The sequence below is a fragment of the Micromonospora sp. LZ34 genome, from assembly GCF_052981855.1.
Genome location: NZ_JBRIQN010000009.1, coordinates 169,981 through 191,089 on the forward strand (window position 1 = coordinate 169,981; position 21,109 = coordinate 191,089).

23 protein-coding genes are annotated in these 21,109 nt (G+C 75.7%); 12 read left to right on the forward strand and 11 right to left on the reverse strand.

All coding sequences use genetic code 11. From position 1 onward, the window contains the following. The first annotated feature begins 133 nt into the window (after positions 1 to 133). Entirely contained in the window at positions 134 to 928 is a 795-nt protein-coding gene (locus ACVCAH_RS13030) for a hypothetical protein (RefSeq protein WP_447136350.1), read from the forward strand. A 133-nt stretch (positions 929 to 1,061) separates the two neighbouring features. Here the strand turns inward: ACVCAH_RS13030 and ACVCAH_RS13035 are convergent, their stop codons facing one another. The 4 genes from ACVCAH_RS13035 to fabG all read right to left on the reverse strand — a co-directional run bounded on the left by ACVCAH_RS13035 (position 1,062) and on the right by fabG (position 4,542). After that, a complete protein-coding gene (locus ACVCAH_RS13035) occupies positions 1,062 to 1,937 on the reverse strand; it encodes an HAD-IIA family hydrolase (protein ID WP_447136351.1) in 876 nt (291 codons plus the stop codon). Next, the gene (locus ACVCAH_RS13040) at positions 1,886 to 2,917 is read right to left on the reverse strand and encodes a ferrochelatase (RefSeq protein WP_447136352.1); all 1,032 of its coding nucleotides are present in this window, start codon (positions 2,915 to 2,917) and stop codon (positions 1,886 to 1,888) included. The genes ACVCAH_RS13035 and ACVCAH_RS13040 overlap by 52 nt, the downstream gene beginning before the upstream one ends. A 115-nt stretch (positions 2,918 to 3,032) precedes the next feature. Beyond that, a complete protein-coding gene (gene fabI, locus ACVCAH_RS13045) occupies positions 3,033 to 3,800 on the reverse strand; it encodes an enoyl-ACP reductase FabI (RefSeq protein WP_447136353.1) in 768 nt (255 codons plus the stop codon). A 37-nt stretch (positions 3,801 to 3,837) separates the two neighbouring features. After that, a complete protein-coding gene (gene fabG / locus ACVCAH_RS13050) occupies positions 3,838 to 4,542 on the reverse strand; it encodes a 3-oxoacyl-ACP reductase FabG (protein WP_447136354.1) in 705 nt (234 codons plus the stop codon). Positions 4,543 to 4,693: 151 nt separating this feature from the next. Here fabG and ACVCAH_RS13055 point away from each other — a divergent pair, with 151 nt between their 5' ends. The 4 genes from ACVCAH_RS13055 (at position 4,694) to ACVCAH_RS13070 (ending at position 8,708) form a co-directional block, all read left to right on the forward strand. Further along, on the forward strand, positions 4,694 to 5,920 hold the full coding sequence (locus tag ACVCAH_RS13055) for a sensor histidine kinase (RefSeq protein WP_447136355.1): 1,227 nt from the start codon (positions 4,694 to 4,696) through the stop codon (positions 5,918 to 5,920). Further along, the gene (locus tag ACVCAH_RS13060) at positions 5,917 to 6,579 is read left to right on the forward strand and encodes a response regulator (protein ID WP_447136356.1); all 663 of its coding nucleotides are present in this window, start codon (positions 5,917 to 5,919) and stop codon (positions 6,577 to 6,579) included. Before ACVCAH_RS13055 ends, ACVCAH_RS13060 begins: the two co-directional genes overlap by 4 nt. A 99-nt stretch (positions 6,580 to 6,678) precedes the next feature. After that, complete coding sequence (locus ACVCAH_RS13065; protein WP_447136395.1) at positions 6,679 to 7,590, forward strand: alpha/beta hydrolase; 912 nt, start codon at positions 6,679 to 6,681, stop codon at positions 7,588 to 7,590. After that, complete coding sequence (locus ACVCAH_RS13070; RefSeq protein WP_447136357.1) at positions 7,587 to 8,708, forward strand: acyltransferase family protein; 1,122 nt, start codon at positions 7,587 to 7,589, stop codon at positions 8,706 to 8,708. The genes ACVCAH_RS13065 and ACVCAH_RS13070 overlap by 4 nt, the downstream gene beginning before the upstream one ends. A gap of 477 nt (positions 8,709 to 9,185) precedes the next feature. Here the strand turns inward: ACVCAH_RS13070 and ACVCAH_RS13075 are convergent, their stop codons facing one another. From ACVCAH_RS13075 to ACVCAH_RS13085, 3 genes are read right to left on the reverse strand one after another with little or no spacing between them, the layout of a single operon-like run. Further along, positions 9,186 to 10,136, reverse strand: coding sequence for a VWA domain-containing protein (locus ACVCAH_RS13075; protein ID WP_447136358.1), 951 nt, complete (start codon positions 10,134 to 10,136; stop codon positions 9,186 to 9,188). Then, positions 10,133 to 11,137, reverse strand: a complete 1,005-nt coding sequence (locus tag ACVCAH_RS13080; RefSeq protein ID WP_447136396.1) for a DUF58 domain-containing protein — start codon at positions 11,135 to 11,137, stop codon at positions 10,133 to 10,135. Before ACVCAH_RS13080 ends, ACVCAH_RS13075 begins: the two co-directional genes overlap by 4 nt. Next, positions 11,116 to 12,222, reverse strand: a complete 1,107-nt coding sequence (locus ACVCAH_RS13085) for an AAA family ATPase (protein WP_447136359.1) — start codon at positions 12,220 to 12,222, stop codon at positions 11,116 to 11,118. The genes ACVCAH_RS13080 and ACVCAH_RS13085 overlap by 22 nt, the downstream gene beginning before the upstream one ends. Positions 12,223 to 12,456: 234 nt before the next feature. On the opposite strand from ACVCAH_RS13085, the gene ACVCAH_RS13090 reads away from it, so the two are divergent. The 3 genes from ACVCAH_RS13090 to ACVCAH_RS13100 all read left to right on the forward strand — a co-directional run bounded on the left by ACVCAH_RS13090 (position 12,457) and on the right by ACVCAH_RS13100 (position 14,769). After that, positions 12,457 to 12,699, forward strand: a complete 243-nt coding sequence (locus tag ACVCAH_RS13090; protein ID WP_447136360.1) for a hypothetical protein — start codon at positions 12,457 to 12,459, stop codon at positions 12,697 to 12,699. A 22-nt stretch (positions 12,700 to 12,721) separates the two neighbouring features. Continuing rightward, positions 12,722 to 13,300, forward strand: coding sequence for a PH domain-containing protein (locus ACVCAH_RS13095; protein ID WP_447136361.1), 579 nt, complete (start codon positions 12,722 to 12,724; stop codon positions 13,298 to 13,300). A 122-nt stretch (positions 13,301 to 13,422) separates the two neighbouring features. Then, positions 13,423 to 14,769, forward strand: a complete 1,347-nt coding sequence (locus ACVCAH_RS13100; RefSeq protein ID WP_447136397.1) for a PH domain-containing protein — start codon at positions 13,423 to 13,425, stop codon at positions 14,767 to 14,769. A 70-nt stretch (positions 14,770 to 14,839) separates the two neighbouring features. Here the strand turns inward: ACVCAH_RS13100 and ACVCAH_RS13105 are convergent, their stop codons facing one another. Both ACVCAH_RS13105 and ACVCAH_RS13110 read right to left on the reverse strand, forming a co-directional pair. Then, positions 14,840 to 15,871: a phosphatase PAP2 family protein gene (locus ACVCAH_RS13105; RefSeq protein WP_447136362.1), complete on the reverse strand. Its 1,032-nt coding sequence runs from the start codon at positions 15,869 to 15,871 to the stop codon at positions 14,840 to 14,842. Positions 15,872 to 15,930: 59 nt separating this feature from the next. Beyond that, a complete protein-coding gene (locus ACVCAH_RS13110; RefSeq protein WP_447136363.1) occupies positions 15,931 to 16,533 on the reverse strand; it encodes a CGNR zinc finger domain-containing protein in 603 nt (200 codons plus the stop codon). Between the two features lie 83 nt (positions 16,534 to 16,616). On the opposite strand from ACVCAH_RS13110, the gene ACVCAH_RS13115 reads away from it, so the two are divergent. The 3 genes from ACVCAH_RS13115 to ACVCAH_RS13125 are packed head-to-tail and all read left to right on the forward strand — an operon-like array spanning position 16,617 to position 18,241. Continuing rightward, entirely contained in the window at positions 16,617 to 16,952 is a 336-nt protein-coding gene (locus ACVCAH_RS13115) for a VOC family protein (protein WP_447136364.1), read from the forward strand. Between the two features lie 57 nt (positions 16,953 to 17,009). Further along, positions 17,010 to 17,414, forward strand: coding sequence for a thioesterase family protein (locus ACVCAH_RS13120; RefSeq protein ID WP_447136365.1), 405 nt, complete (start codon positions 17,010 to 17,012; stop codon positions 17,412 to 17,414). Further along, entirely contained in the window at positions 17,411 to 18,241 is an 831-nt protein-coding gene (locus ACVCAH_RS13125) for an MBL fold metallo-hydrolase (protein WP_447136366.1), read from the forward strand. Before ACVCAH_RS13120 ends, ACVCAH_RS13125 begins: the two co-directional genes overlap by 4 nt. 12 nt (positions 18,242 to 18,253) lie before the next feature. Here ACVCAH_RS13125 and ACVCAH_RS13130 read toward each other — a convergent pair whose 3' ends face one another. After that, on the reverse strand, positions 18,254 to 19,189 hold the full coding sequence (locus ACVCAH_RS13130) for a PfkB family carbohydrate kinase (RefSeq protein ID WP_447136367.1): 936 nt from the start codon (positions 19,187 to 19,189) through the stop codon (positions 18,254 to 18,256). A gap of 109 nt (positions 19,190 to 19,298) precedes the next feature. On the opposite strand from ACVCAH_RS13130, the gene ACVCAH_RS13135 reads away from it, so the two are divergent. Beyond that, positions 19,299 to 19,697 carry a nuclear transport factor 2 family protein gene (locus ACVCAH_RS13135; RefSeq protein ID WP_447136368.1) on the forward strand — a complete coding sequence of 133 codons (399 nt, stop codon included), beginning with the start codon at positions 19,299 to 19,301 and terminating at the stop codon, positions 19,695 to 19,697. Between the two features lie 52 nt (positions 19,698 to 19,749). On the opposite strand, the gene ACVCAH_RS13140 is transcribed toward ACVCAH_RS13135, so the two are convergent. Beyond that, positions 19,750 to 20,904, reverse strand: a complete 1,155-nt coding sequence (locus ACVCAH_RS13140; RefSeq protein WP_447136369.1) for an XdhC family protein — start codon at positions 20,902 to 20,904, stop codon at positions 19,750 to 19,752. Positions 20,905 to 21,109 lie beyond the last annotated feature (205 nt).

The following is a 21,109-nucleotide window of genomic DNA, read 5'->3' on the forward strand; positions in this document are numbered from 1 at the left end:
CAGGCCGTAGCGACAGCCCGCAAACCCGGCAGAAATCGACGATCCGCCCACCACCACTCCATGATCGACGGCAGAAGGAACGGGCGGAGCGGCAGTCGAGACAGGGGCGGCGGGGACCACGTACCCTTTCGGCATGTCCACCCCCGCAGCGGGTGCGGCCACACTCGCGCCGCGCCGGTCGAGCCGGTTCGTCGCCTGGGTGCGCGCGTGGCGCGCCGGGCTGGTGCCCTTCGACGAGGTCGCCGACGCGATCGCCGGCCCCGAGGAGCACCTCGTCGCCGACGCGCCCGGCACCTGGACGGACGTGCCGCTGCGCGACGCGCTGCCCACCCTGGCCAAGCTCTCGCCGGACGAGATCCGGCTGGTGCTGCCCGCGCCGGGCGACCCGCGCGGGCTGCCCGGGCCGGGCGACTTCGCCGGGGCGGCGCTGCTCGCCGGTGAGGCGGTGGTCGCCGGCGGCCTCGGGCTGATCCCGGAGGTCCGCACGCACACCTCCGGCTCCGGCGACACCTTCGAGACGGTGCTCTGGCGGGTCTATCCGCTGCCGGCGAACGCGCCGGCGGCCTCCCTGGCGCTGCCCGGCGCGGCCGAGGCCGAGGCGGAGCTGGCCGCCGCGCTGGCCGAGACCACCGCGGCGCTGACCCGGCTGGACGTGGCCCAGTGGCGGCCCGAGCTGGCCGGGGCGCTGGAGGCGCTGCGCCGGCCGGACGGCACCACCGACCTGCCGCCCGGGTTCGACCCGCGGGCCCGCCGGCTCTTCGCCCGGGCCGCCGTGCTGGACCGGGTGCTCGCGCTGGCCGGGCACGCCGCGCCGGGTGGAGCGATCAACAACTACGAGGCCCAGCAGCGCGACGCCGCGCTGCGGCCGCTCACCGCCGCCTGCCGGCAGGCGCTGGTGGCCGCCTGCAACGCCCCGCTGCGCCCCTGACGGGAGGCACCCTGTGGTCGAGACCGCGCTCACCGGGACCCTGGCCGCGATCGAGGTGCTCTTCGTGGGCTGGGCGGTCACCGCGCTGCTCCGCCAGTACGGGCGGCGCGGGCGCTGACCGCGCGACCGCCGGTCAGACCTCGTCGAGCAGGTCGGCGACGGAGTCGACGATCCGCGACGGCCGGTACGGGTAGCGCTCCGCCTCCGCGCGGGTGCTGATCCCGGTCAGCACCAGGATGGTCTCCAGCCCGGCCTCCAGGCCGCAGAGGATGTCGGTGTCCATCCGGTCGCCGATCATCGCCGTCGACTCGGAGTGCGCGTCGATGGTGTTCAGCGCCGAGCGCATCATCATCGGGTTCGGCTTGCCGACGAAGTACGGCTCCACCCCGGTCGCCTTGGAGATCATCGCGGCGACCGAGCCGGCGGCCGGCAGCGCCCCCTCCACCGAGGGGCCGGTCGCGTCCGGGTTGGTGCAGATGAACCGGGCCCCGTCGTTGATCAGCCGGATCGCCTTGGTAATCGCCTCGAAGCTGTAGGTGCGGGTCTCCCCCAGCACCACGTAGTCCGGCGCGAAGTCGGACAGCACGTAGCCGACCGCGTGCAGCGCCGTGGTCAGCCCGGCCTCCCCGATCACGTACGCGGTGCCGCCGGGCCGCTGGTCGGCGAGGAACTGTGCGGTGGCCAGCGCGGACGACCAGATCGCCTCCTCCGGCACGTCGAGTCCCATCCGGCCGAGCCGGGCCCGCAGGTCCCGGGGCGTGTAGATGGAGTTGTTGGTGAGCACCAGGAAGGGCTTGCCGGAGGTCCGCAGCTTCTTGATGAACTCCGGCGCGCCGGGCACCGGCTGGCCCTCGTGCACCAGCACGCCGTCCATGTCGGTCAGCCAGCTCTCCACGGTCCTACGCTCGTGCATCATGCCTCGTCCCTGGGTAGTCGGGGCGGATCGGTCCGCCGGGGTCAGGAGGGGCGGCGCGTGGGCACGCAGCACACCGTCGGGCAGGTGTCCCACATCGGCAGCTCGCCGAGGCGCCGGCGCCGGGTGGTCGCGTCCGGCTCGGTCCGCTCCAGGACCAGTTCGCGCACCATCGCCACGAACCGGGGATCGGTGCCCGGGGTGCCGGCCCGGACGAAGTCCAGGCCGTGCTGCTTGGCCGTCTGGCGCGCCTCGGTGTCCAGGTCCCACACCACCTCCAGGTGGTCGGAGACGAACCCGATCGGGCTGACCACCACGCCGGTGGTGCCGGCGGCGGCGAGCGCGGCGAGATGGTCGTTGACGTCCGGCTCCAGCCAGGGCACCTGCGGCGGGCCGGAGCGGCTCTGCCAGACCAGGTCCCAGGGGACGTCCGGAGCAGCCGCGGCGGCGACAAGGCGGGCGGTCTCGTGCAACTGCGCCTCGTACCGGCCGCCGTGCGGGCCGGCGTTGGCCGCCATCGAGGTCGGCACGGAGTGGGCGGTGAAGACCAGCCGGGTGCTGTCCCGCTTCGCCGGGTCGAGCTGGGCCAGGGCGGCCCGGACCGCGTCGGCGTGCGGCTCGACGAAGCCGGGATGGTCCCAGAACTGGCGGAGCTTGTCGATCAGCGGGGCGTCCGGGCCGACCGCGGCCCGGGCGGCGGCGATGTCCTCCTGGTACTGCCGGCAGGAGGAGTAGCCGCCGAAGGCGCTGGTGACGAAAGCGAGCGCCCGGGTCACCCCGTCGTCGCGCATCTGCGTGACGGTGTCGGCGAGCATCGGGTGCCAGTTGCGGTTGCCCCAGTAGACCGGCAGGTCGAGGCCGTGGGCGGCGAAGTCGGCCCGGATCGCGGCGAGCAGGTCGCGGCTCTGCTGGTTGATCGGGGAGACGCCGCCGAAGTGCTGGTAGTGCTCGGCGACCTCGGCCAGCCGCTCCGGCGGCACGCCCCGCCCGCGGGTCACGTTCTGCAGGAACGGCATCACGTCCTCCGGCCGCTCCGGGCCGCCGAAGGACACCAGCACCACCGCGTCGTACGCCATGGCTCCATTCTTCCCCGCCGCCCGCGCGGGCCCGGCGAGGCCCCCGGGATGCGTGAGCCGGGCGACCCACGCCGGCCGGCGCCCCGGGACTTCCCGGTGCGCCGGCCGGTGCGGCTCAGGCGCCGAGGGCGTGGTAGCCGCCGTCGACGTGCACGATCTCGCCGGTGGTGGCCGGGAACCAGTCGGAGAGCAGCGCCAGGCAGGCCCGGGCGGTCGGCTCCTGGTCGGTGAGGTCCCAGCCCAGCGGCGCGCGCTCGGCCCAGGCGTCCTCGAACTGCTCGAAGCCGGGGATCGACTTCGCGGCCATGGTGCGCAGCGGCCCGGCGGCGACCAGGTTGCTGCGGATGCCCTGCTTGCCCAGGTGCAGCGCGAGGTAGCGGGAGGCGGACTCCAGCCCGGCCTTGGCCACGCCCATCCAGTCGTAGACCGGCCACGCCTTGGTCGCGTCGAAGGTCAGGCCGACCACCGCGCTGCCGGCGGACATCAGCGGCAGCGCCGCCATCGCGAGCGACTTGTACGAGTACGTGGAGACCTGGAGCGCGGTGGCCACGTCCTCCCACGGCGCGTCGAGAAAGCCGCCGCCGAGGCAGCTCTGCGGGGCGAACCCGATCGAGTGGACCACCCCGTCCAGGCCGTCGACGTGCTCGCGCACCTTGTCGGCGAGCCCGGCGAGGTGCTCGGCGTTGGTGACGTCCAGCTCGATCACCGGAGCCGGCTCGGGCAGCCGCTTAGCGATCCGCTCCACCAGGGAGAGCCGGCCGAAGCCGGTGAGCACGACCTGCGCGCCGTTCTCCTGGGCGAGCTTCGCCACCGAGAAGGCGATCGAGGCGTCGGTGATCACGCCGGTGACGAGCAGCCGCTTACCGGCCAGCAGTCCGGACATACAGGGGTTCCTCCGTACTTTCTCGAGTGACCGGTGCTCAGTGACCCATGCCGAGGCCGCCGTCGACCGGGATCACCGCGCCGGAGATGTAGCCGGCGCCGTCCCCGGCCAGCCAGGTGACCACCGCGGCGACCTCGTCCGGGCTGGCCATCCGGCCCGCCGGGATCGACTTGCGGATCTCCGCCTTGCGCTCGTCGGACAGCACGGCGGTCATGTCCGTGTCGATGAAGCCGGGCGCCACCACGTTCGCGGTGATGTTGCGGCTGCCCAGTTCGCGGGTGATCGAGCGGGCCACGCCGACCAGGCCGGCCTTGCTGGCGGCGTAGTTGACCTGGCCGGCGCCGCCGGCGAGGCCGACCACCGAGGAGATGAAGATCATCCGGCCCCACCTGGCCCGGAGCATCTTCCCCGCCGCCCGCTTGGCGCACCGGTACGCGCCGGTCAGGTTGGTGTCCAGCACGGCGGTGAACTGCTCCTCGGACATCCGCAGCAGCAGCGTGTCGTCGGTGATGCCGGCGTTGGAGACCAGCACCTCGACCGGCCCCAGCTCGGCCTCGACGGCGGTGAAGGCGGCGTCGACCGAGGCGGAGTCGGTGATGTCGCACCGGACCCCGAACAGCCCCGCCGGCGGCTCGCCGCTGCGGTGCGTCACGGCCACCCGGTCGCCCTGCTTGGCGAAGGCCTGCGCGATGGCCAGGCCGATCCCTCGGTTACCTCCGGTAACCAGCACTGTTCGAGCCACGGTGGGTTCCTCTCCGAAGATCGTGCGGCTTGGAGACTAGGCGTTACCGCACGGTAATCACTAACCCGCCCGACGTCATACCGAGGTACGACGCGCTGGATCAGCCTGCGGGAGCACGACCGGAGCGCACCGCCGAACTACCCTGCCGGGGATGGACCGCAGTCCCGTCCGTGCCGCCCGGGCCGCCCTCCGCCGCGTCGCGGCAGGGCCGGACTACCCAGCGTTCCGGCCACCGCTGGACCGCTGGCCCCGAACCGCCGCCGTCGCGCCGACGGTCGGGCTGCTGGCGCTCGTCGGGCTGACCCTGATCACCGCGGCGTTCCTGATCGACTCACGGAAACTGCCCGTCGCCACCGCCTGGCTGATCGCGATGCTCACCGTCGCGCCGCTGCCGATCCTGCTGGTCCGACCGCTGTGGGCCTGGCGGATCATGTTCGTCGGGCAGTTGTTCGGCACCTTCAATCGGCGACCGACGGACGACTGGCCGTGGAGCCCCACCCAGATCCTCGTCATCCTCGTCGTGCTGACCCTTGTGGCCACGCGGGTCGACCGCGCCGTGCTGGCCTGGATCGGGCTGTTCAGCGTCATCCCGGTCTGGATCTTCGTCGCGCCGCGCAACCAGGTCGGCATCATCCTGCTCTTCGTCGTGCTGCTCCTCCTCGGCGACCTGGTGCGGCGCAACGTGCTCACCCGCCGGGCGCTGGTCGAACAGGCCGAGCGAAGCGAGCTGGAGCAGGCCCGCCGGGCGGTGCTGGAGGAACGCACCCGGATCGCCCGGGAACTGCACGACGTGGTCGCCCACCACATGTCGATGATCGCGGTACGGGCGGAGACCGCCCCGTACCGGCTGGAGGCGGTGCCGGAACCCGCGCACGCCGAGTTCACCGCCATCGCCGGCGCCGCCCGGGCCGCGCTCACCGACATGCGCCGGCTGCTCGGCGTGCTGCGCAGCGAGTCGGAGGATCCGGCCACCACGCCGCAGCCCGGCCTGGCGGACGTGCCGGCCCTGGTCGAGGCCGCCCGGCGGGCCGGCATGACGGTGAGCGCGCACACCGACGTCCCCGCCGACCCGCCGGCACCGGTCGGGCTGGCCGCGTACCGGATCGTGCAGGAGGCGCTGGCCAACGCGGCCCGGCACGCGGCCGGCGCCGCGGTGCGGGTGACGCTCCGGGGGGAGGACGGGGCGCTGGCGGTACGGGTGGAGAACGACCGGGGCGGTCCCCCCGTCGACGGCGGCGGTCGGGCCGGGCACGGGCTGACCGGCATGCGGGAACGGGCCGTCTCCCTGGGCGGTACGTTCACCGCCGGGCCGACCGACGGCGGCGGGTACGCGGTGGACGCGCTGCTGCCCTGCGAGGGGGAGGACGGGACGGGATGATCCGGGTGCTGATCGCCGACGACCAGGCGATGGTCCGGCAGGGCTTCGGCGCGCTGCTGGCCGCCCAGCCGGACCTGCTCGTGGTCGGCGACGCCGCCGACGGGGCGCAGGCGGTCGAGGCGGCCCGCCGGCTCGATCCCGACGTGGTGCTGATGGACGTGCGGATGCCGGTGCTGGACGGGCTGGCGGCCACCCGGAAGCTGCTCGGAGACCGGCCGGCGGACCGCCCCCGGGTGCTCATCCTGACCACCTTCGACCTGGACGACTACGTCTACGAGGCGCTGCACGCCGGGGCGAGCGGTTTCCTGCTCAAGGACGCCCCGGCGGCCGACCTGGTGCACGCCGTGCGGGTGGTGGCGGCCGGCGACGCGCTGCTCGCCCCGGCGGTCACCCGCCGGCTGATCGCCGAGTTCGCGGCCCGGCCGGAGCGGCGCCGCCCCCGCCCCACCGACCTGGCCGCGCTGACCCCGCGGGAGACCCAGGTGCTGCGGCTGATCGCCCGCGGCCGGTCGAACGCCGAGATCGCCGCCGACCTGGTGGTCGCCGAGCAGACCGTGAAGACGCACGTCGGCCGGATCCTGGCCAAGCTGCGCCTGCGCGACCGGGCGCAGGCCGTGGTGCTGGCGTACGAGACGGGTCTGGTGGCCGCCGGCGAGTAGCTCCCCGGTGGCAGGCCGACAACGGCTCCCCGGGGTGACGCCCGGGCGACGGCCGGCACCGCACGCTCCCACCGTGACGACGACGGAGAGAGCACGGTGATGCGGTGCAGAGGTGTGGTGCAGGTCGCGCTGGCCGGGTTGCTCGGCGCCGGGGTGGTGCTGCCGGGCCGGCCCGCCCCGGTGGCCCCGGCCGGGTTCGTCGAGGAGTATCCGGCCACCGCGGCGGCGCTGCGGGCGGCGGGACCGCCGTACGCCGGTTGGCCGGACCGGGGCCGGCGGTTCCTGGCCTTCGACCCGCGCGGCGACGGGCTCGCCGTCGAGGTGGTCGGCGACCTGGCCACCGCGGACCGGATCGCGGTGCTGGTGCCCGGAGTGGGCGGCACGCTGCGCGACTTCGACCGGGGGCTGGGCGGGGTGGCCCGGCGGGCGCCCGCCCGGCAGGCCGCCGACCTGCACGCCGCGCTGCGGTCGGCCGATCCCGGTGCCCGGGTCGCCGTGCTCGCCTGGCTCGGCTACGACCCGCCGGACGGGGTGCTCACGGCGGCCGGGACGGCCGCCGCCCGGCACGGCGCCGACGCCCTGTCCGACCTGCTGGCCGAGCTGTCCGCGCGGCGGCCACGGGCCCGGGTCACCCTGGTCGGGCACAGCTACGGCGCACTGGTCGTCGGCCTGGCCGCGGTCCGGGCACCGGCGCAGGTGACCGACGTGGTGACCCTCGGCGGAATCGGCGCCGGGGTGGACCGGGCGGGCCAGCTCGGCGGCGTACGGGTCTGGGCGGCCGAAGCGGCGACGGACTGGATCCGCCGGGTGCCGCCGCTGCGGTTGCCCGGGCTGGGGCACGGAATCCGGCCGGCCGACCCGGCCTTCGGCGCCCGGCCGCTGCCGGTCGACGGGGTGACCGGGCACGACCGGTACCTGACCCCAGGCGGCGTCACCCTGGGTGCGGTCGCGTCGGTGGTGCTCACCGGCACCGCCGGCGGTCCGGTGGCGACGAGCGGGCCGGCCCGGTGAGCCGGGACCGCGCGGTCGACGCGCTGCGGGCGTACGCGGTGGGCGGGGTGGTGCTCGGGCACTGGCTGGTCACCGGCCTGGTGCTCGCCCCGGACGGCGCGCTGACCCAGGCCAGCCCGCTGGCCGCGATGCCGTCCCTGGCGCCGGCGAGTTGGCTGCTGCAGACGCTCGGGCTGTTCTTCTTCGCCGCCGGGTACGCCTCGGCCCGCTCGGCGGCCCGGCAGCCGACCGGCCGGGCCTGGCTCGCCCGCCGGCTGCGTCGGTTGGTGCTGCCGGCCGTGGCGCTGCTCGGCACCGGGGCGGCGGTGCTGCTGGCCGCCACCGTGCTCGGCACCCCGGACGGCACGCTGTCGGTGGCGCTGACGCTGGCGGTCAGTCCATTGTGGTTCCTGCTGCCGCTGCTCGCCCTGGTGGCGTTGACCGCCCCGCTCCGCGCCGCCGTACGCCGGTGGGGTCCGCTGCGCTGCGCCGCGCCGGCGGTGACCGCGGTGGCCGTAGCCGACCTGGCCGGCCGGCTGCTCCCGCAGGTCCCCGGCCGGCTGCCGGTCGCCGTGCTGGCCGCCTGGGCGGTGCCCTACCTGCTGGGGCTGGCGCATGCCGACGGCCGGCTCGCCGGGCGGCGGGTCGCGCTCGGGCTGGCCGGCGCCGGGGCGGCCGGGCTGGCCGCGCTGGTGGCGCTCGGCTACCCGGTCAGCGCGGTCGGGGTGCCCGGTGCCGGGGTGTCCAACCTGCACCCGCCGTCGCTGCTGGCGGTCGCCCTGGCGGCGGCGCAGGTCGGGGCGGGGCTGCTGGCCCGGCCGGTGCTGGAGCGGCTGACCACCCGGCCCCGCGCCGGGCGGGCGGTCGGCCTGGTCAACCGCCACGCGGTGCGCGTCTACCTCTGGCACCAACCGGTGCTGGTCGGGGTCACCGTGCTGGCCGCCCGCACCGGCGTCGCCCTGCCCGGCCTGCACACCGTGCCGGACGGCCCCGGCTGGCTGGTGGCCCGGCTCTGCTGGCTGCTGGTGCTGGCCGCCGTGCTGCTGGTGCTGGTGCGCGGCCGGCCGGACGGCCACCCGACGACCGCTCGCCGGGCGGAACGCCCACCGATGGACGGGGTCGCCCGACCGGTCGGCTGAGTGCGGACGCACCCGTCGGCGGGTGTACGATGATCTGCGTTTGCGGGCCCTCGTGCGGCCCGCGTTCCGGGCCCCGCCGACCGCCAGGAGGTGATCGCTGTGCGAGATAGCGATCCTCCCAGTCGTGGCCGGGCCGGACGTCCGCTCCGCTGAGCCACGGCTGAACAGCTGAGCTGACCCGATCCCGCTCCCCGCACCGCCCGCTCCCCGGCGATCCGCCGGGGCGGTCGTGCCGCGCCGCCCACCGGGCCGGCGCGCCGGGAGCCGCCCGGCCACGACGTCCTGTGTGCGCGTCCTGATCCACCCCTCGCGGTCCCCGCCCCGCGCCCGGACCGTCCAGTCGCCACCCGGAGCTGTCCATGAGCCGATACCTCGCCCCGCTGGGCTTCACCCTCGCCGCCGTCTGGGTCGCCGTCGTCTTCGTACTGGCCGGCGCGGGTCACTGACCCGCACCGGCCGCCCGGCCGGCGCCGCCGGTCAGAGCATCCGGGAGGACCAGAGCAGGCTCAGCGCCCCCGCGCAGAGGGCGAGCAGCAGGGCCACCCCGGCGTACCACTGGGTGATCTCCCGGGGCTGGGTCCGGAATCCGATCGAGCTGCCCATGTCCTGGTAGACCTGCTTCAGCTCGCTCACCGAGGCCGCCTCGTAGAAGTAGCCCTCGGTGGTCTCCGCCAGCTCCGCCAGGGCGAGCCGGTCCACCGGCACCCGCTGGAGCTGACCGCCGATGTCGACCTGGCCGGCGTCGGTGCCGAAGGCGATGGTCGAGACCGGCACGTTGGCCGCCTGCGCCGCGGCGGCCGCCTCCTCCACGGACCGGCCGGAGGTGCGAAACCCGTCGGAGAGCAGCACGATGCGCGCCGGCGGGATCCCGGCGGCGCCGTCGGCGGGCACCGAGCGGATCGCCTCCAGGCAGGTGAAGACGGCCTCGCCGGTCGCGGTCGCCTCGGCCAGCACCAGGCCGTCGATCGCGCTGGTCACCGCGTCCCGGTCCTTGGTCGGCGCGACCAGCACGTTCGCCGCCTTGGCGAAGGAGACCAGCCCGAGGTTGTAGGTCTCCGGCAGTTCGCCGACGAACTGCTTGGCCGCCTCCTGAGCCGCCTCCAGCCGGTTCGGCGCCACGTCGTCGGCCTGCATGGAGAGCGAGACGTCGATGGCGAGCATGACGGTCGCCCGTTCCAGCGGCTGCTTGGTGTCCACCGCCGGCCGGGCCAGCGCGGTGGCCAGCACCAGCAGGCAGAGCAGGAACGCGGTGGCCGGCACGTGCCGCCGCCAGCCCAGCCCCTGCGGGGCGAGGGTGCGCAGCAGGTCGACGTTGGTGAACCGCATGGCGTACGCCCGCCGGTGCAGTTGCCGCCAGACGTAGAATGCGGCCAGGGCGAGCACCGGCAGCACGGCCAGCAGCCACCAAGGTTGCAGAAAACGGATCATCGTGTCGTCCCCCGGGTGCGGGCGTGCCGCTGCGCGGCCACGAAACGCACCATGTCCAGCAGCCAGTCTCGATCGGTACGCAGTCGCAGGTGGGCGGCGCCGGCGGAGCGCACCGCGGCGGAGATCTCGGCGCGCTGGGCGGCCGCCGCCGCGGCGTAGCGGTGCCGCAGCCCCGGGTCGGCGGTCTGCACCTCGTGCAGCTCACCGGTCTCCGGGTCGACCACCGGCAGCACCCCGACGTCAGGCAGTTCCAACTCCCGCGGGTCGACCACCTCGACGGCCAGCACGTCGTGCCGGACCCGCAGCTTGCGCAGCGGCCGCACCCACTGTGCCGGCGGGGCGAGGAAGTCGGAGACGACCACCGCGACGCCCCGCCGGCGGGGCGGGCGGTTGAGCATGTCGACCAGCCGGCCGAGGTCGCTGCGCCCGGGGCGGATCTCGGTGCCGGCGATCGCCCGGAGCAGGCCCTGCGCCTCCTTGCGCCCGGACCGGGCGGGCAGCCGGGTGAACACCCCCGGACCGGCGGCCGGCGGGGCGCCCCGCCACCGGCCCGCCGGGGCGGGCCCGCCGCCGCCGCTGCCGATCACCGCGCCGATCCGGTTGCCGCCGCGCACGGTGAGGTGGGCGATCGCCGCCGCGGCGGCCACCACCACGTCCCGCTTGAGCCACCGCCCGGTGCCGAAGTCCAGGCTGGCCGAGAGGTCCACCGCGAGCCACGTCTCCAGTTCCCGGTCGGCGACCGTACGCCGCACGTGCGCCGTCGTCGTCCGGGCGGTGACCGGCCAGTCCATCCGGCGTACGTCGTCGCCGGGGCGGTACTCGCGGGACTCCCCCGCCTCGCTGCCGGGCCCGGGCAGCAGCCCGGCGTAGTCGCCCTGGAGCAGGCCGTCGAGTTTGCGGGTGACCAGCAGTTGCAGCCGGGACAGCACGGCCTCGCTGCGGTCGGCGGAGGCGCCGGGTGGTCGACGGGTGGGTGAGGTCACGGCCGCTGCCCGGGCCAGCCGGCGCCCGGCGGGGCGGCGGCCGGCGTCGGCGTCGCCTGCTGCCGGGGCGCGACCGAGGGCAGCGGAATGGTGGACATCACCCGGTGCACCACGTGGTCGGCCGGCACGTCGTCGGCGAGCGCGTCGTAGCTGAGCACCAGCCGGTGCCGCAGGATGTCCGGCGCGATGTCCTGCACGTCCTGTGGCAGGGCGTAGTCCCGGCCGCGCAGCAGGGCCAGCGCCCGGGTGGCCCGGACCAGGCCGAGCGAGGCGCGTGGGCTGGCGCCGTACTGGATGAACTGGGCCACGTCCGGCATGCCGTGCTCGGCCGGGGTCCGGGTGGCCAGCACCAGTCGGACCGCGTAGTCGACCAGGGCGTTGTGCACGAAGACCTGGTCGGCCTTGCGCTGCAGGGCGATCAGGTCCTCGGTGCTGAACACCGGGGTCGGCTCCGGCGGGGCGACCCCCATCCGGTAGACGATCTCCCGCTCCTCCGCGTCGGTCGGGTAGCCGACCAGGATCTTCATGAGGAAGCGGTCGCGCTGCGCCTCGGGCAGCGGGTAGACCCCCTCCTGCTCGATCGGGTTCTGCGTCGCCATCACCAGGAACGGGTTGGGCACCCGGTGCGTCTCGCCGCCGATCGAGACCTGCCGCTCGCTCATCACCTCCAGCAGCGCCGACTGCACCTTGGCCGGCGCCCGGTTGATCTCGTCGGCGAGCAGGAAATTCACGAAGACCGGCCCCAGCTCGACGTCGAACTTCTCGCTCGACTGCCGGTAGATCCGGGTGCCCATGATGTCGGCCGGCACCAGGTCGGGGGTGAACTGCACCCGGGCGAAGGAGCCGCCGACCACCTTGGCGAGGGTCTCCACGGCGAGCGTCTTGGCCACGCCGGGCACCCCCTCCAGCAGGCAGTGGCCGCGGGCGAGCAGCGCGACGAACATCCGCTCCACCATCCGGTCCTGCCCGACGATCACCCGTTTGATCTCGAACAACGCCCGCTCGAGCAGGGTCGCGTCCTCGGCCGGCGTGGTCGCCGGCGCGGGGGTCTCCGGGCCCGCCCCGTTCGGGGTCGGTACGTCGGGCGTGGTCGGCTGGGCCACCGGTCCTCCACAGCATGGTCGGTCGTCGCGGGTGGTGCGTATCAAGACTCGCATGCCCGGCTGAGAGCCGAGGTCGGGAGAAGCCGATTTTCGCCGCGCCGTCCCCGGCCGCCGAATCGCCGATCACGGGCTTACCGGGACCGGCCCGGCGCGTGTACGATTCACCCCGTCGCCGGGCGGCTCCCCCCGTGGCCGCCCGGCGCTCACTCTTCCATCCCGCCTAGACTGGCCTGGATGAGCACCCCCTCCCCGTCTGGCGAGGCCGCCGACAGCGCGCTGGTCTGCTCGGCGCGCGGGTGTCGCGCCCCGGCGCGGTGGGCGTTGCGGTGGCGCAATCCCCGGCTGCACGACGCCGAACGGCGCAAGACCTGGCTGGCCTGCGCCGAGCACCGGGCCACGCTCGGCGACTTTCTCGACGCCCGGGGCTTCCTGCGGGAGGTCGTACCGGTGGCCGGATCGCCTACGCTCGACGTGTGAGCCTGCACAACGGATTCCCGCGGTGAGCGGTGACGAGCCCACCCGGCCGGCGCCCGCGCCGCCCGGCTCCGCCGGGCCACCGGCCAGCCCGACCCCATCGCCCCTGCCGGCGGCCGGCCCGCTGGAACCGTGGCCGGACACCGTCCGCTGGCAGCCCATCTCGACGGATCTGATCTGGGTGGAGCTGCTCCGGCTGGCCACGGTGGGCGGGCTGGTCCTGCTCGGGCTCGGCATCGGCTGGGCGCTCAGCGGCCACTGGCTGTTCGGCGCGGCGCTCGGCGCGGTGCTGCTGCTCACCGTGTTGCGGGTCGTCGCCATCGTCCGGGCGGTACGCGCCTGGGGTTACGCCGAGCGCGAGGACGACCTGCTGGTCCGGCACGGGCTGCTGGTCCGCCGGCTGTCGATCGTGCCGTACTCGCGGATGCAGTTCGTCGACGTCAGCGCCGGCCCGCTGGAGCGGGCGTTCGACCTGGCCACCGTGCAGCTGCACACCGCCGCCGCGGCGAGCGACGCCCGGGTGCCCGGGCTGCGCCCGGCCGAGGCGTCGCGGCTGCGCGACCGGCTCACCGCGCTCGGCGAGGACCGGGCGGAGGGCCTGTGAGCGATCCGGTCGGGCGCGCCCCGGACCAGCCCGGTCCGGCCCTCCCGCCGTACCGTGCCGAACGGGCCCCCACCGGGCCGGAGCTGCCCGGCACGCGTCCCGCCGCCCCGCCACCGGGCGCGATGCCGCCGCCGGCCGGGGTGGAGCCACGGCAGCGGCTGCATCCGCTGAGCCCGGCGCTGCACGGCGCCAAGTCGCTGGTGGTGGTGATCGCCGGCCTGTCCTGGTCGACGCTGTCCCGGGTGGGCTTCGGCTGGTTCGTCGCGATGGTGGTGGTGATCGCCCTGGGCGCCACCGTGCTGTCGGTGGTCAGCTGGTACAACACCGGCTACCACGTGGTCGGCCGCGAGCTGCGGGTGTACGAGGGGCTGCTCTGGCGGCGCACCCGGGCCATCCCGCTGGAGCGGCTCCAGGCCGTCGAGGTGGTCCGCCCGCTGCTCGCCCAGCTCACCGGCCTGGCCGAGCTGCGGCTGGAGGTGGTCGGCGGCGGCAAGACCGAGGCGCCGTTGGCGTACCTGAGCGTGGCCGACGCCGCCGCGCTGCGCCAGCGGCTGCTGGCCCTGGCCGGCCGGGTCCCGCCGGGGACGGCGAGGCCGGTCCCGGCGGCCCCGGGCACGGCGCCGACGGGGGCGGTGACCCCGGCCCCGGACATCCCGCCCGGCCGGCCGCTGCACACGGTGCGTAACGAGGACCTGCTGGTCAGCCAACTGCTCACGCCGCAGGCGTTCTTCCTGCCGTTCGGTCTGGCCTTCGTGGTGGTGCAGTTCCTCTCCCAGGGCTCCTGGTCGTTCATCGCGGTGGCGAGCACCCTCACCGCGATGGCCGGCGTGCTGCTGCAGCCGATCCGCCGGGTGCTCGACGACTGGAACTTCCGGCTGGCCCGGGACGAGGACACGCTGCGGGTGCGCAACGGGCTGCTGGAGACCCGCGCGCAGACGGTGCCGCTGCACCGGGTGCAGACGGTCGGGGTGACCTGGCCGCTGCTCTGGCGGGTCAGGGGCTGGCTCCGGCTGCGGCTGGAGGTGGCCGGCTACGCCGCCGGAGAGGCCGACGACCGCAACCGGCCGGACCGGCTGCTCCCGGTCGGCGACCTGCCGACCGGCGAGGCGATCGTCGCCGAGGTGCTGCCCGGGGTCCGGATCGGCGCGTTGCCGCTGCACCCGCCGCCGCCCCGGGCCCGCTGGCTCAACCCGCTCAGTCGCGGCGTGCTCGGCGCCGGCCTGCACGAACGGGTCTTCGCGGTCCGCTCCGGCCTGCTCACCCGGCAGTTGGCGATCGTGCCGTACGCCCGGATCCAGAGCGTGCGGGTGGTGCAGGGGCCGATCCAGCGGCGACTGCGGCTGGCCACCGTGCACGCGGACACCGCCGGCGGGGCGGGCGCGGCCGCCCACGACCGGGACCTGGCCGAGGCGTGGGCCCTGGCCGCGGAGCTGACGGCCCGGGCGCACGGCGCCCGCCGGGCCGGCTGATCCCGGCGGGCCGGGACCGCCCGGCGGGCGGGTCCGGCACCGGGACGGCCAGCGCTCGGGCGATCGCCGGTCAGCGCGTCGCCGGTACCGCCGGTGGTTCGGCGCCGGCCGGCGGCTCGATCGGCCCGGGATCGCGCTCCGTCGGGGCCCGGCGGGCCTTCCGGGCCGCCCACCAGCGCTCGGCCAGGCCGACCGCCACGAAGGTCATCCCCACGTACGCCCACCCGACCAGCACGTCGATGACGTAGTGCTCGCCGCAGTAGACCAGGGTGAAGGTCATCGCCAACGGGTAGGCCAGCAGCAGCGGCCACCAGCGGCGGCGGGTCTGCCGGAGGAAGAACAGCACCACGAAGAGCGCGAACGCGGTGTGCAGCGACGGCATCGCGGCGACCGGGTTGGAGGCGATCTGGCCGGCGTTGAGCAGGTTGCCGGCGCCGTGCATGCCGAACGCCTTCCAGCCCCGGGTGGAGATCCGGGCGACCTCGTCCAGCAGGCCGTTCTGCGCCGCCCACCAGGGCGGGGCGGCCGGATAGAGGAAGTAGGTGACCAGGCCGGTGGCGCAGAGGAAGCCCCAGCGCCGCATGAACGCCGCCCAGCGCCCCCGGTCGCGCAGCCAGAGCACCGCCGCGGCGGCCAGCGCCACCACGAAGTGCGAGAAGTAGACCCAGCTGGCCAGCACGTCCCACCACTGCACCGCGGGCCGGTAGAGGTGCTGCTGGAGCCAGACCGTGGGCACCTCACCACCGGTCGCCCAGCCGAACATGAACCGGTCGGCGACGACCAGCTCGTACGCGTGCGGGGTGGCGCCGTTGTCGGCGATCCCGCGGGACAGGTTGTAGATCGCGAGCAGTAGCACCACCGGCACCCAGTCCCGGGCGAAGCGCAGGTGGCTGCGCCACGGCCGGGAGGAGTTCCAGGCGACCGTCGCGGCCCAGATCCAGAGGAACGCGTACGCCGGGTCGGTCGGCAGGCCGATGGCGAGCCAGCCGGCGACGAAGGCCACCCCCCAGGCGGTCATCGCGACCACGCGGCGGCGCCCGCCGTCGGGCGACGCGGGCGGGTCGGTCGGGGCGGGGGGCTGGGGGTCAGTCACGACGGCCATCGCGGTCAAGGTTAACGGCGGGATCGGGATCGACCGACGCGGACCACCTCGGGGCGGGCTCAGCGTCGCGGGGCGGTGCGGCGGTGGTGGGCGGCGCGCGCCTTGGCCCGGTTGCCGCACAGCTCCATCGAGCACCAGGTGCGCCGCCGGTTGCGGGAGTGGTCGTAGTAGGCCCAGCGGCAGCTCGGTTCCCGGCACGCCTTGAGCCGGCTCCAGGTGCCGAGCGCCACCGCCTCGGCGACCACCGCGAGCAGCCCGGCCAGCGCGGCGTCGACCGGCGTCCGGGTCGCGGCCACGAGGCGGGGCGGGTTGACCGTGACGTCCAGCACCAGCGGCAGGTCGCGGCTCAGCTCGGCCAGGCCGGTCCGGGCGGCCGGGTCGAGGCCGTCCGGACGGGGGCTCGCCACCGGCTCGGCGTTGTTCTCGGCGATCAGCGCCCGGATTCCCTCCCGGACCGCCCGGGCCCGGTCCAGCTGCGCCGCGGTGGCCGTGGTGCCGGCGGGGACCAGGCCGCGGGCATGCAGCCAGGCGACGAGTTGCGCCGGCGTGCCGAGGTCGTCCCGGTCCTCGTTGCGGGTGTTGACGAACGCCTCGATCCGGTCGAGCGGGGCGGGCGCCGCGTCGTCGTCCGACGGGGCGCCGGGGACGGGGTCGGGTGCCATGGGCCCATCCTAACCGGCTATTGACCGTAGCCGGTTACCTAACTAACGTACGGCCTACGTTGGTTAGAGAGAGGGATCCCATCGTGAGCATCCGCATCGGCAACGTCGGCATCGACACGAACGACCTGCCCCGCGCCACCGCCTTCTGGCAGGCGGTGACCGGCTACCAGCTCGCCTCCTCCGACGCGGGCGGCAACTACCTGGAGGACCCGACCAAGGCCGGGGTCGGCCTGTGGGTGCAGCTGGTCCCCGAGCCCGCGGCCGGCAAGAACCGGCTGCACCTGGACCTCTTCACCGCCGACCCGGCCGGCGAGGTGGCCCGGATCCGGGGGCTCGGCGCGACCGAGGTGCGCACCTTCGACGGCTGGACCGTGCTGGCCGACCCGGACGGCAACCAGTTCTGCGTGGTCGCCGCGTAGCCGGCCGGGGCCGCCGGGCGGCGGACGCCGGACCGCCGGCTCGTCTAGGCTTTGTCCATGCAGGAGCAGCCGGAGCACGCCTTCACGCCGGGGCTGACCGCCCGGGTGGAGTTGACCGTCACCGACGCCGACACCGCCCAGGCGGTCGGCTCCGGCGACGTGCCGGTGCTCGGCACGCCCCGGGTGCTCGCGCTGGCCGAGGCGGCGACGGTGGCCGCGACGGCGACCCGGATCCAGCCCGGCTCGACCACCGTCGGGGTCCGGGTCGAGCTGGAGCACCTGGCCGCGACGCCGGTCGGCCGGACGGTCGTGGCGCAGGCCCGACTGGCCAAGGTCGACGGTCGCCGGCTGCTGTTCGAGGTCACCGTCACCGAGGGCGGCGAGCCGGTGGCCGAGGGTCGGGTGGAGCGCGTGCTGGTCGACCGGCAGCGCTTCGTGGAGCGCGCCTCGCGGGCGTCATGACCGGCCGTTTCGTCGAGGTCGCCGACCGGGTGCACGTCTACCGCGAGCCACTGCTGCGGGTGAACGTCACGCTGGTCGTCGGCGACGGGGCGGCCCTGCTGGTCGACACGCTCTCCACCGCCGGGCAGGCCGCCGAGCTGGCCGCGGCGGCCCGGGCGGTCACCCCGCACCCGTGGACGCTGGTGAACACCCACCACCACTTCGACCACTGCTTCGGCAACGCGACGCTGGCCGCCGACCCGCCCCGCCCGGTGTACGCGCACGCGCTCGCCGCCGAGGCGCTGCGCGAGCGCCCCGACCAGCTGCGCCGCGAGGCGTACGAGGAGATCCGCGGTGAGCAGCCGGCGCTCGCCGAGGAACTGCTCGACACGGTGCTGCTCGCGCCGACGCACACCGTGCACACCGGGACCGCCCTCGACGTGGGCAGGCGGGAGGTGCTGCTGCGCCACCCCGGGCGCGGCCACAGCGCCGCCGACCTGCTGGTGCACGTGCCCGACGCGAACGTGCTGGTCGCCGGTGACCTGGTCGAGCAGAGCGGCCCGCCGGCGTTCGAGGAGTCGTACCCGCTGCAGTGGCCGGACGCGGTCGCCGAGCTGCTCCGGCTGAGCACCCCGTCGACCGTCGTGGTCCCGGGGCACGGCGAGCCGGTGGACGTCGAGTTCGTCCGCGCCCAGCACGCGCAGCTGGTCGAGCTGGCCTGGTTGATCCGGGCCGGGCACACCGGTGGCGCCCCGCCCGAGCGGGTCGCCGCGGAGGCCCCCTTCGGCGCCCGCCCCGCGCTGGTCGCCGCCCGCCGCGGCTACGCCGAACTCGACGGCACGAGCTGAGCCCGCGCCGGGTCAGCCGGCGAAGCGGCGGGTCACCTCGGCGCGGGTCGGCATCGCGGTGGCCCCGCCCGGCGACTCGCAGACCAGGCCGGCGACCCGCAGCGCGAACGCCACCCGCTCGTGCCAGCCGGCCGGGGCCACCGGCTCCCCGTCGACCAGCAGGTCGGCGACGAGCGCCGCCATCACCGAGTCGCCGGCCCCGGTGGCGTCCACCGCGCGCACCTTGGGCGCGGGCACGCGGACCGGATCGGCACCGGCGGCGGCGACGATCGCGCCGTCCGCGCCGAGCGTGACCACCGCGGTCGCGGCGCCCAGTTCGCGCAGGTAGGCCGCCACCCCCTCGACCGGCTCGCCGGGGTAGAGCAGGGCGGCGTCGGCGGTGCTGAGCTTGACCAGGTGGGCGCCGGCGGCGAACTCGGCCACCACCTCGCGCAGCCCGGCCAGCGCGGCCGGACCGGCGAGCAGCCGGGGGCGCACGTTCGGGTCGAAGACCCGCAGCCCGGTGGCGAGCGACCAGGCCCGCCGCGCGGCGGCCAGCACCGGCGGTTGGAGCAGGACGATCGAGCCGCAGTAGAGCACGTCGGCGGCCGCGACCAGGTCCGCGTCCAGGTCGTCCGCGGTGAGCAGCCCGTACGAGGGCGGCTCGCCGTAGAAGCGGAAGTCCGGTTCCGGCCCGGCGAAGGTGGCCACCGCCAGCGCGGTCGGCGCGGGCACGGTGACCGCGCCGGCCACCCCCACACCGGCGCCGGCCAGGAATTCGCGGATCCGGCCGGCCAGCACGTCGTCACCGAGCGACCCGACGAACTGCACCGCCCCGCCGAGCCGGGCCACGCCGACCGCCACGTTCAGCGGGCCACCGCCGATCGCCTGCCGGTAGACCGGCTCCCCGTCACACTCGGCGTCGAGCAGGTCGACCAGCGCCTCGCCGAGCACCACCGCGTATCCCATCCCGCTCCCTCCGTCGTCGCGGGCCGCCCCGCCGTCGTGGCGGGGCCCACCCGCACCCTCTCGCCGCGCCCGGGAGATCGTGTCGCACCAGGCTGGCACAGTGCGCGGCATGACGACCGCCGAAGACACGGTATTGGCGTACTGGGACGCGTGCGAGGCGCGGGACTGGCCGCGATTCGCGGCGATGCTCGCCGACGACGTGGTCTACCACCTGCCGCAGACCCGGGAACGGATCTGCGGCCGGTCCGCCCTCCTGCGGTTCAACCAGGAGTACCCGGGCGACTGGCACGTCACGGTGACCCGGGTGACCGGCGCGGGCTCCCGGGCGGCCAGCTGGATCACCTGCACGGTCGACGGCGCGGAGCTGCCTGCGGTGAGCTTCTTCGACCTGGACGACGCCGGGCGGGTCAGCGGGGTGACCGAGTTCTGGCCGGAGCCCTACGAGCCGCCGCCGGGCCGGGAGCACCTCGCCGAGCGCTACGCCCCGGGCGAGCCGCAGCCCGGCTGACCGTTCCGGGGACGATCGTCACCGGCGCCGGCCCGACCGAGCGGTGGCCGGCCTATCCCGGGTGGTGGATCGGGCCGGCCAGTTGGGCCAGCGGCCGGCCGGTGCCGCCCCAGCGGGCCGCGACGATCTGCGCGGCCACGCTCACCGCGGTCTCCTCCGGGGTACGCCCGCCCAGGTCCAGCCCGATCGGCGAGGCGAGCCGGTCGAGCTGCGCCGGGCTCACCCCCGCCTCGCGCAGCCGCTTGCGCCGCTCGTCGTGGGTGCGCCGGGAGCCCATCGCCCCGACGTACGCCAGCGGGTGGCGCAGGGCCAGCGCGAGCACCGGCACGTCGAAGCGTGGGTCGTGGGTCAGCACGCAGACCACCGTCCGCCCGTCGACCCGGCCCGCGTCCAGTTCCGCCCGCAGGTACCGGTGTGGCCAGTCGACCACCACCTCGTCCGCGTCGGGGAACCGCCGGGCGGTGGCGAAGACCGGCCGGGCGTCGCAGACGGTCACCCGGTAGCCGAGGAAGGCGCCGATCCGGGCCACCGCGGCGGCGAAGTCGATGGCGCCGAACACGATCATCCGCGGTGGGGTGGCGTACGCCGCGACGAAGAGGCTCACGCCGCTGCCGCGGCGCTGCCCGTCGTAGCCGTAGTGGAGCGTCCCGCTGCGGCCCGCGGCGAGCAGGCCGCGGGCGTCGGCGGCGGCCGCCGCGTCCAACCGGTCGCCGCCGAGCGACCCGACCACCCGGTCCCCGGTGAGCACCAGCCGCCGGCCCAGCCGTCCCGCCGGGTCGGCGGGGATCGCCGTGCCGGGTGGCTCGCCGGCGTCCGCCGCGACGCAGGTGACCACGGCCGCCGGGCGTCCGGCCCGGCGCGCCGCGACGACCGCGTCGAGTTCCGGGAAGCCGTCGGCGTCGACCCGCTCGACGAAGACCTCCAGCACCCCGCCGCAGGTCAGGCCGACCGCGAACGCGTCGTAGTCGCTGACGCCGTAGCGGGTCAGCTCCGGCGTTCCGGTGTGGAGCACCCCGCGTGCCCGCTCGTAGAGGTCGGCCTCGACGCAGCCGCCGGAGACGCTGCCGGTGACCGCGCCGTCCGCGGTCACCAGCATCGCCGCGCCGGGCGGCTGCGGCGCCGACCGCCAGGTGGCCACGACGGTGGCCAGGGCGACCGCCTCGCCGGCCCGCCAGCGGCGGTGCAGCTCGTCGATGACGTCCCGCACGCGTCCCGCCCCCCCCTGTCCCGGCGCCGCTTGGGCGTCCGCGCGCCGGACGGGTTAAGTCCGGCCATCCCGCTCGAAGCGTGCTGATCTGGAATATATGGTCGGGCCGGACATGAGGGGGTGCGAGTTGGCGAAGTCGTACCAGGCGACCCGGACCGCGCCGGCCCCGGACAGCGCGGTGGTCCGGGGGCCGGGCGAGGTCGAG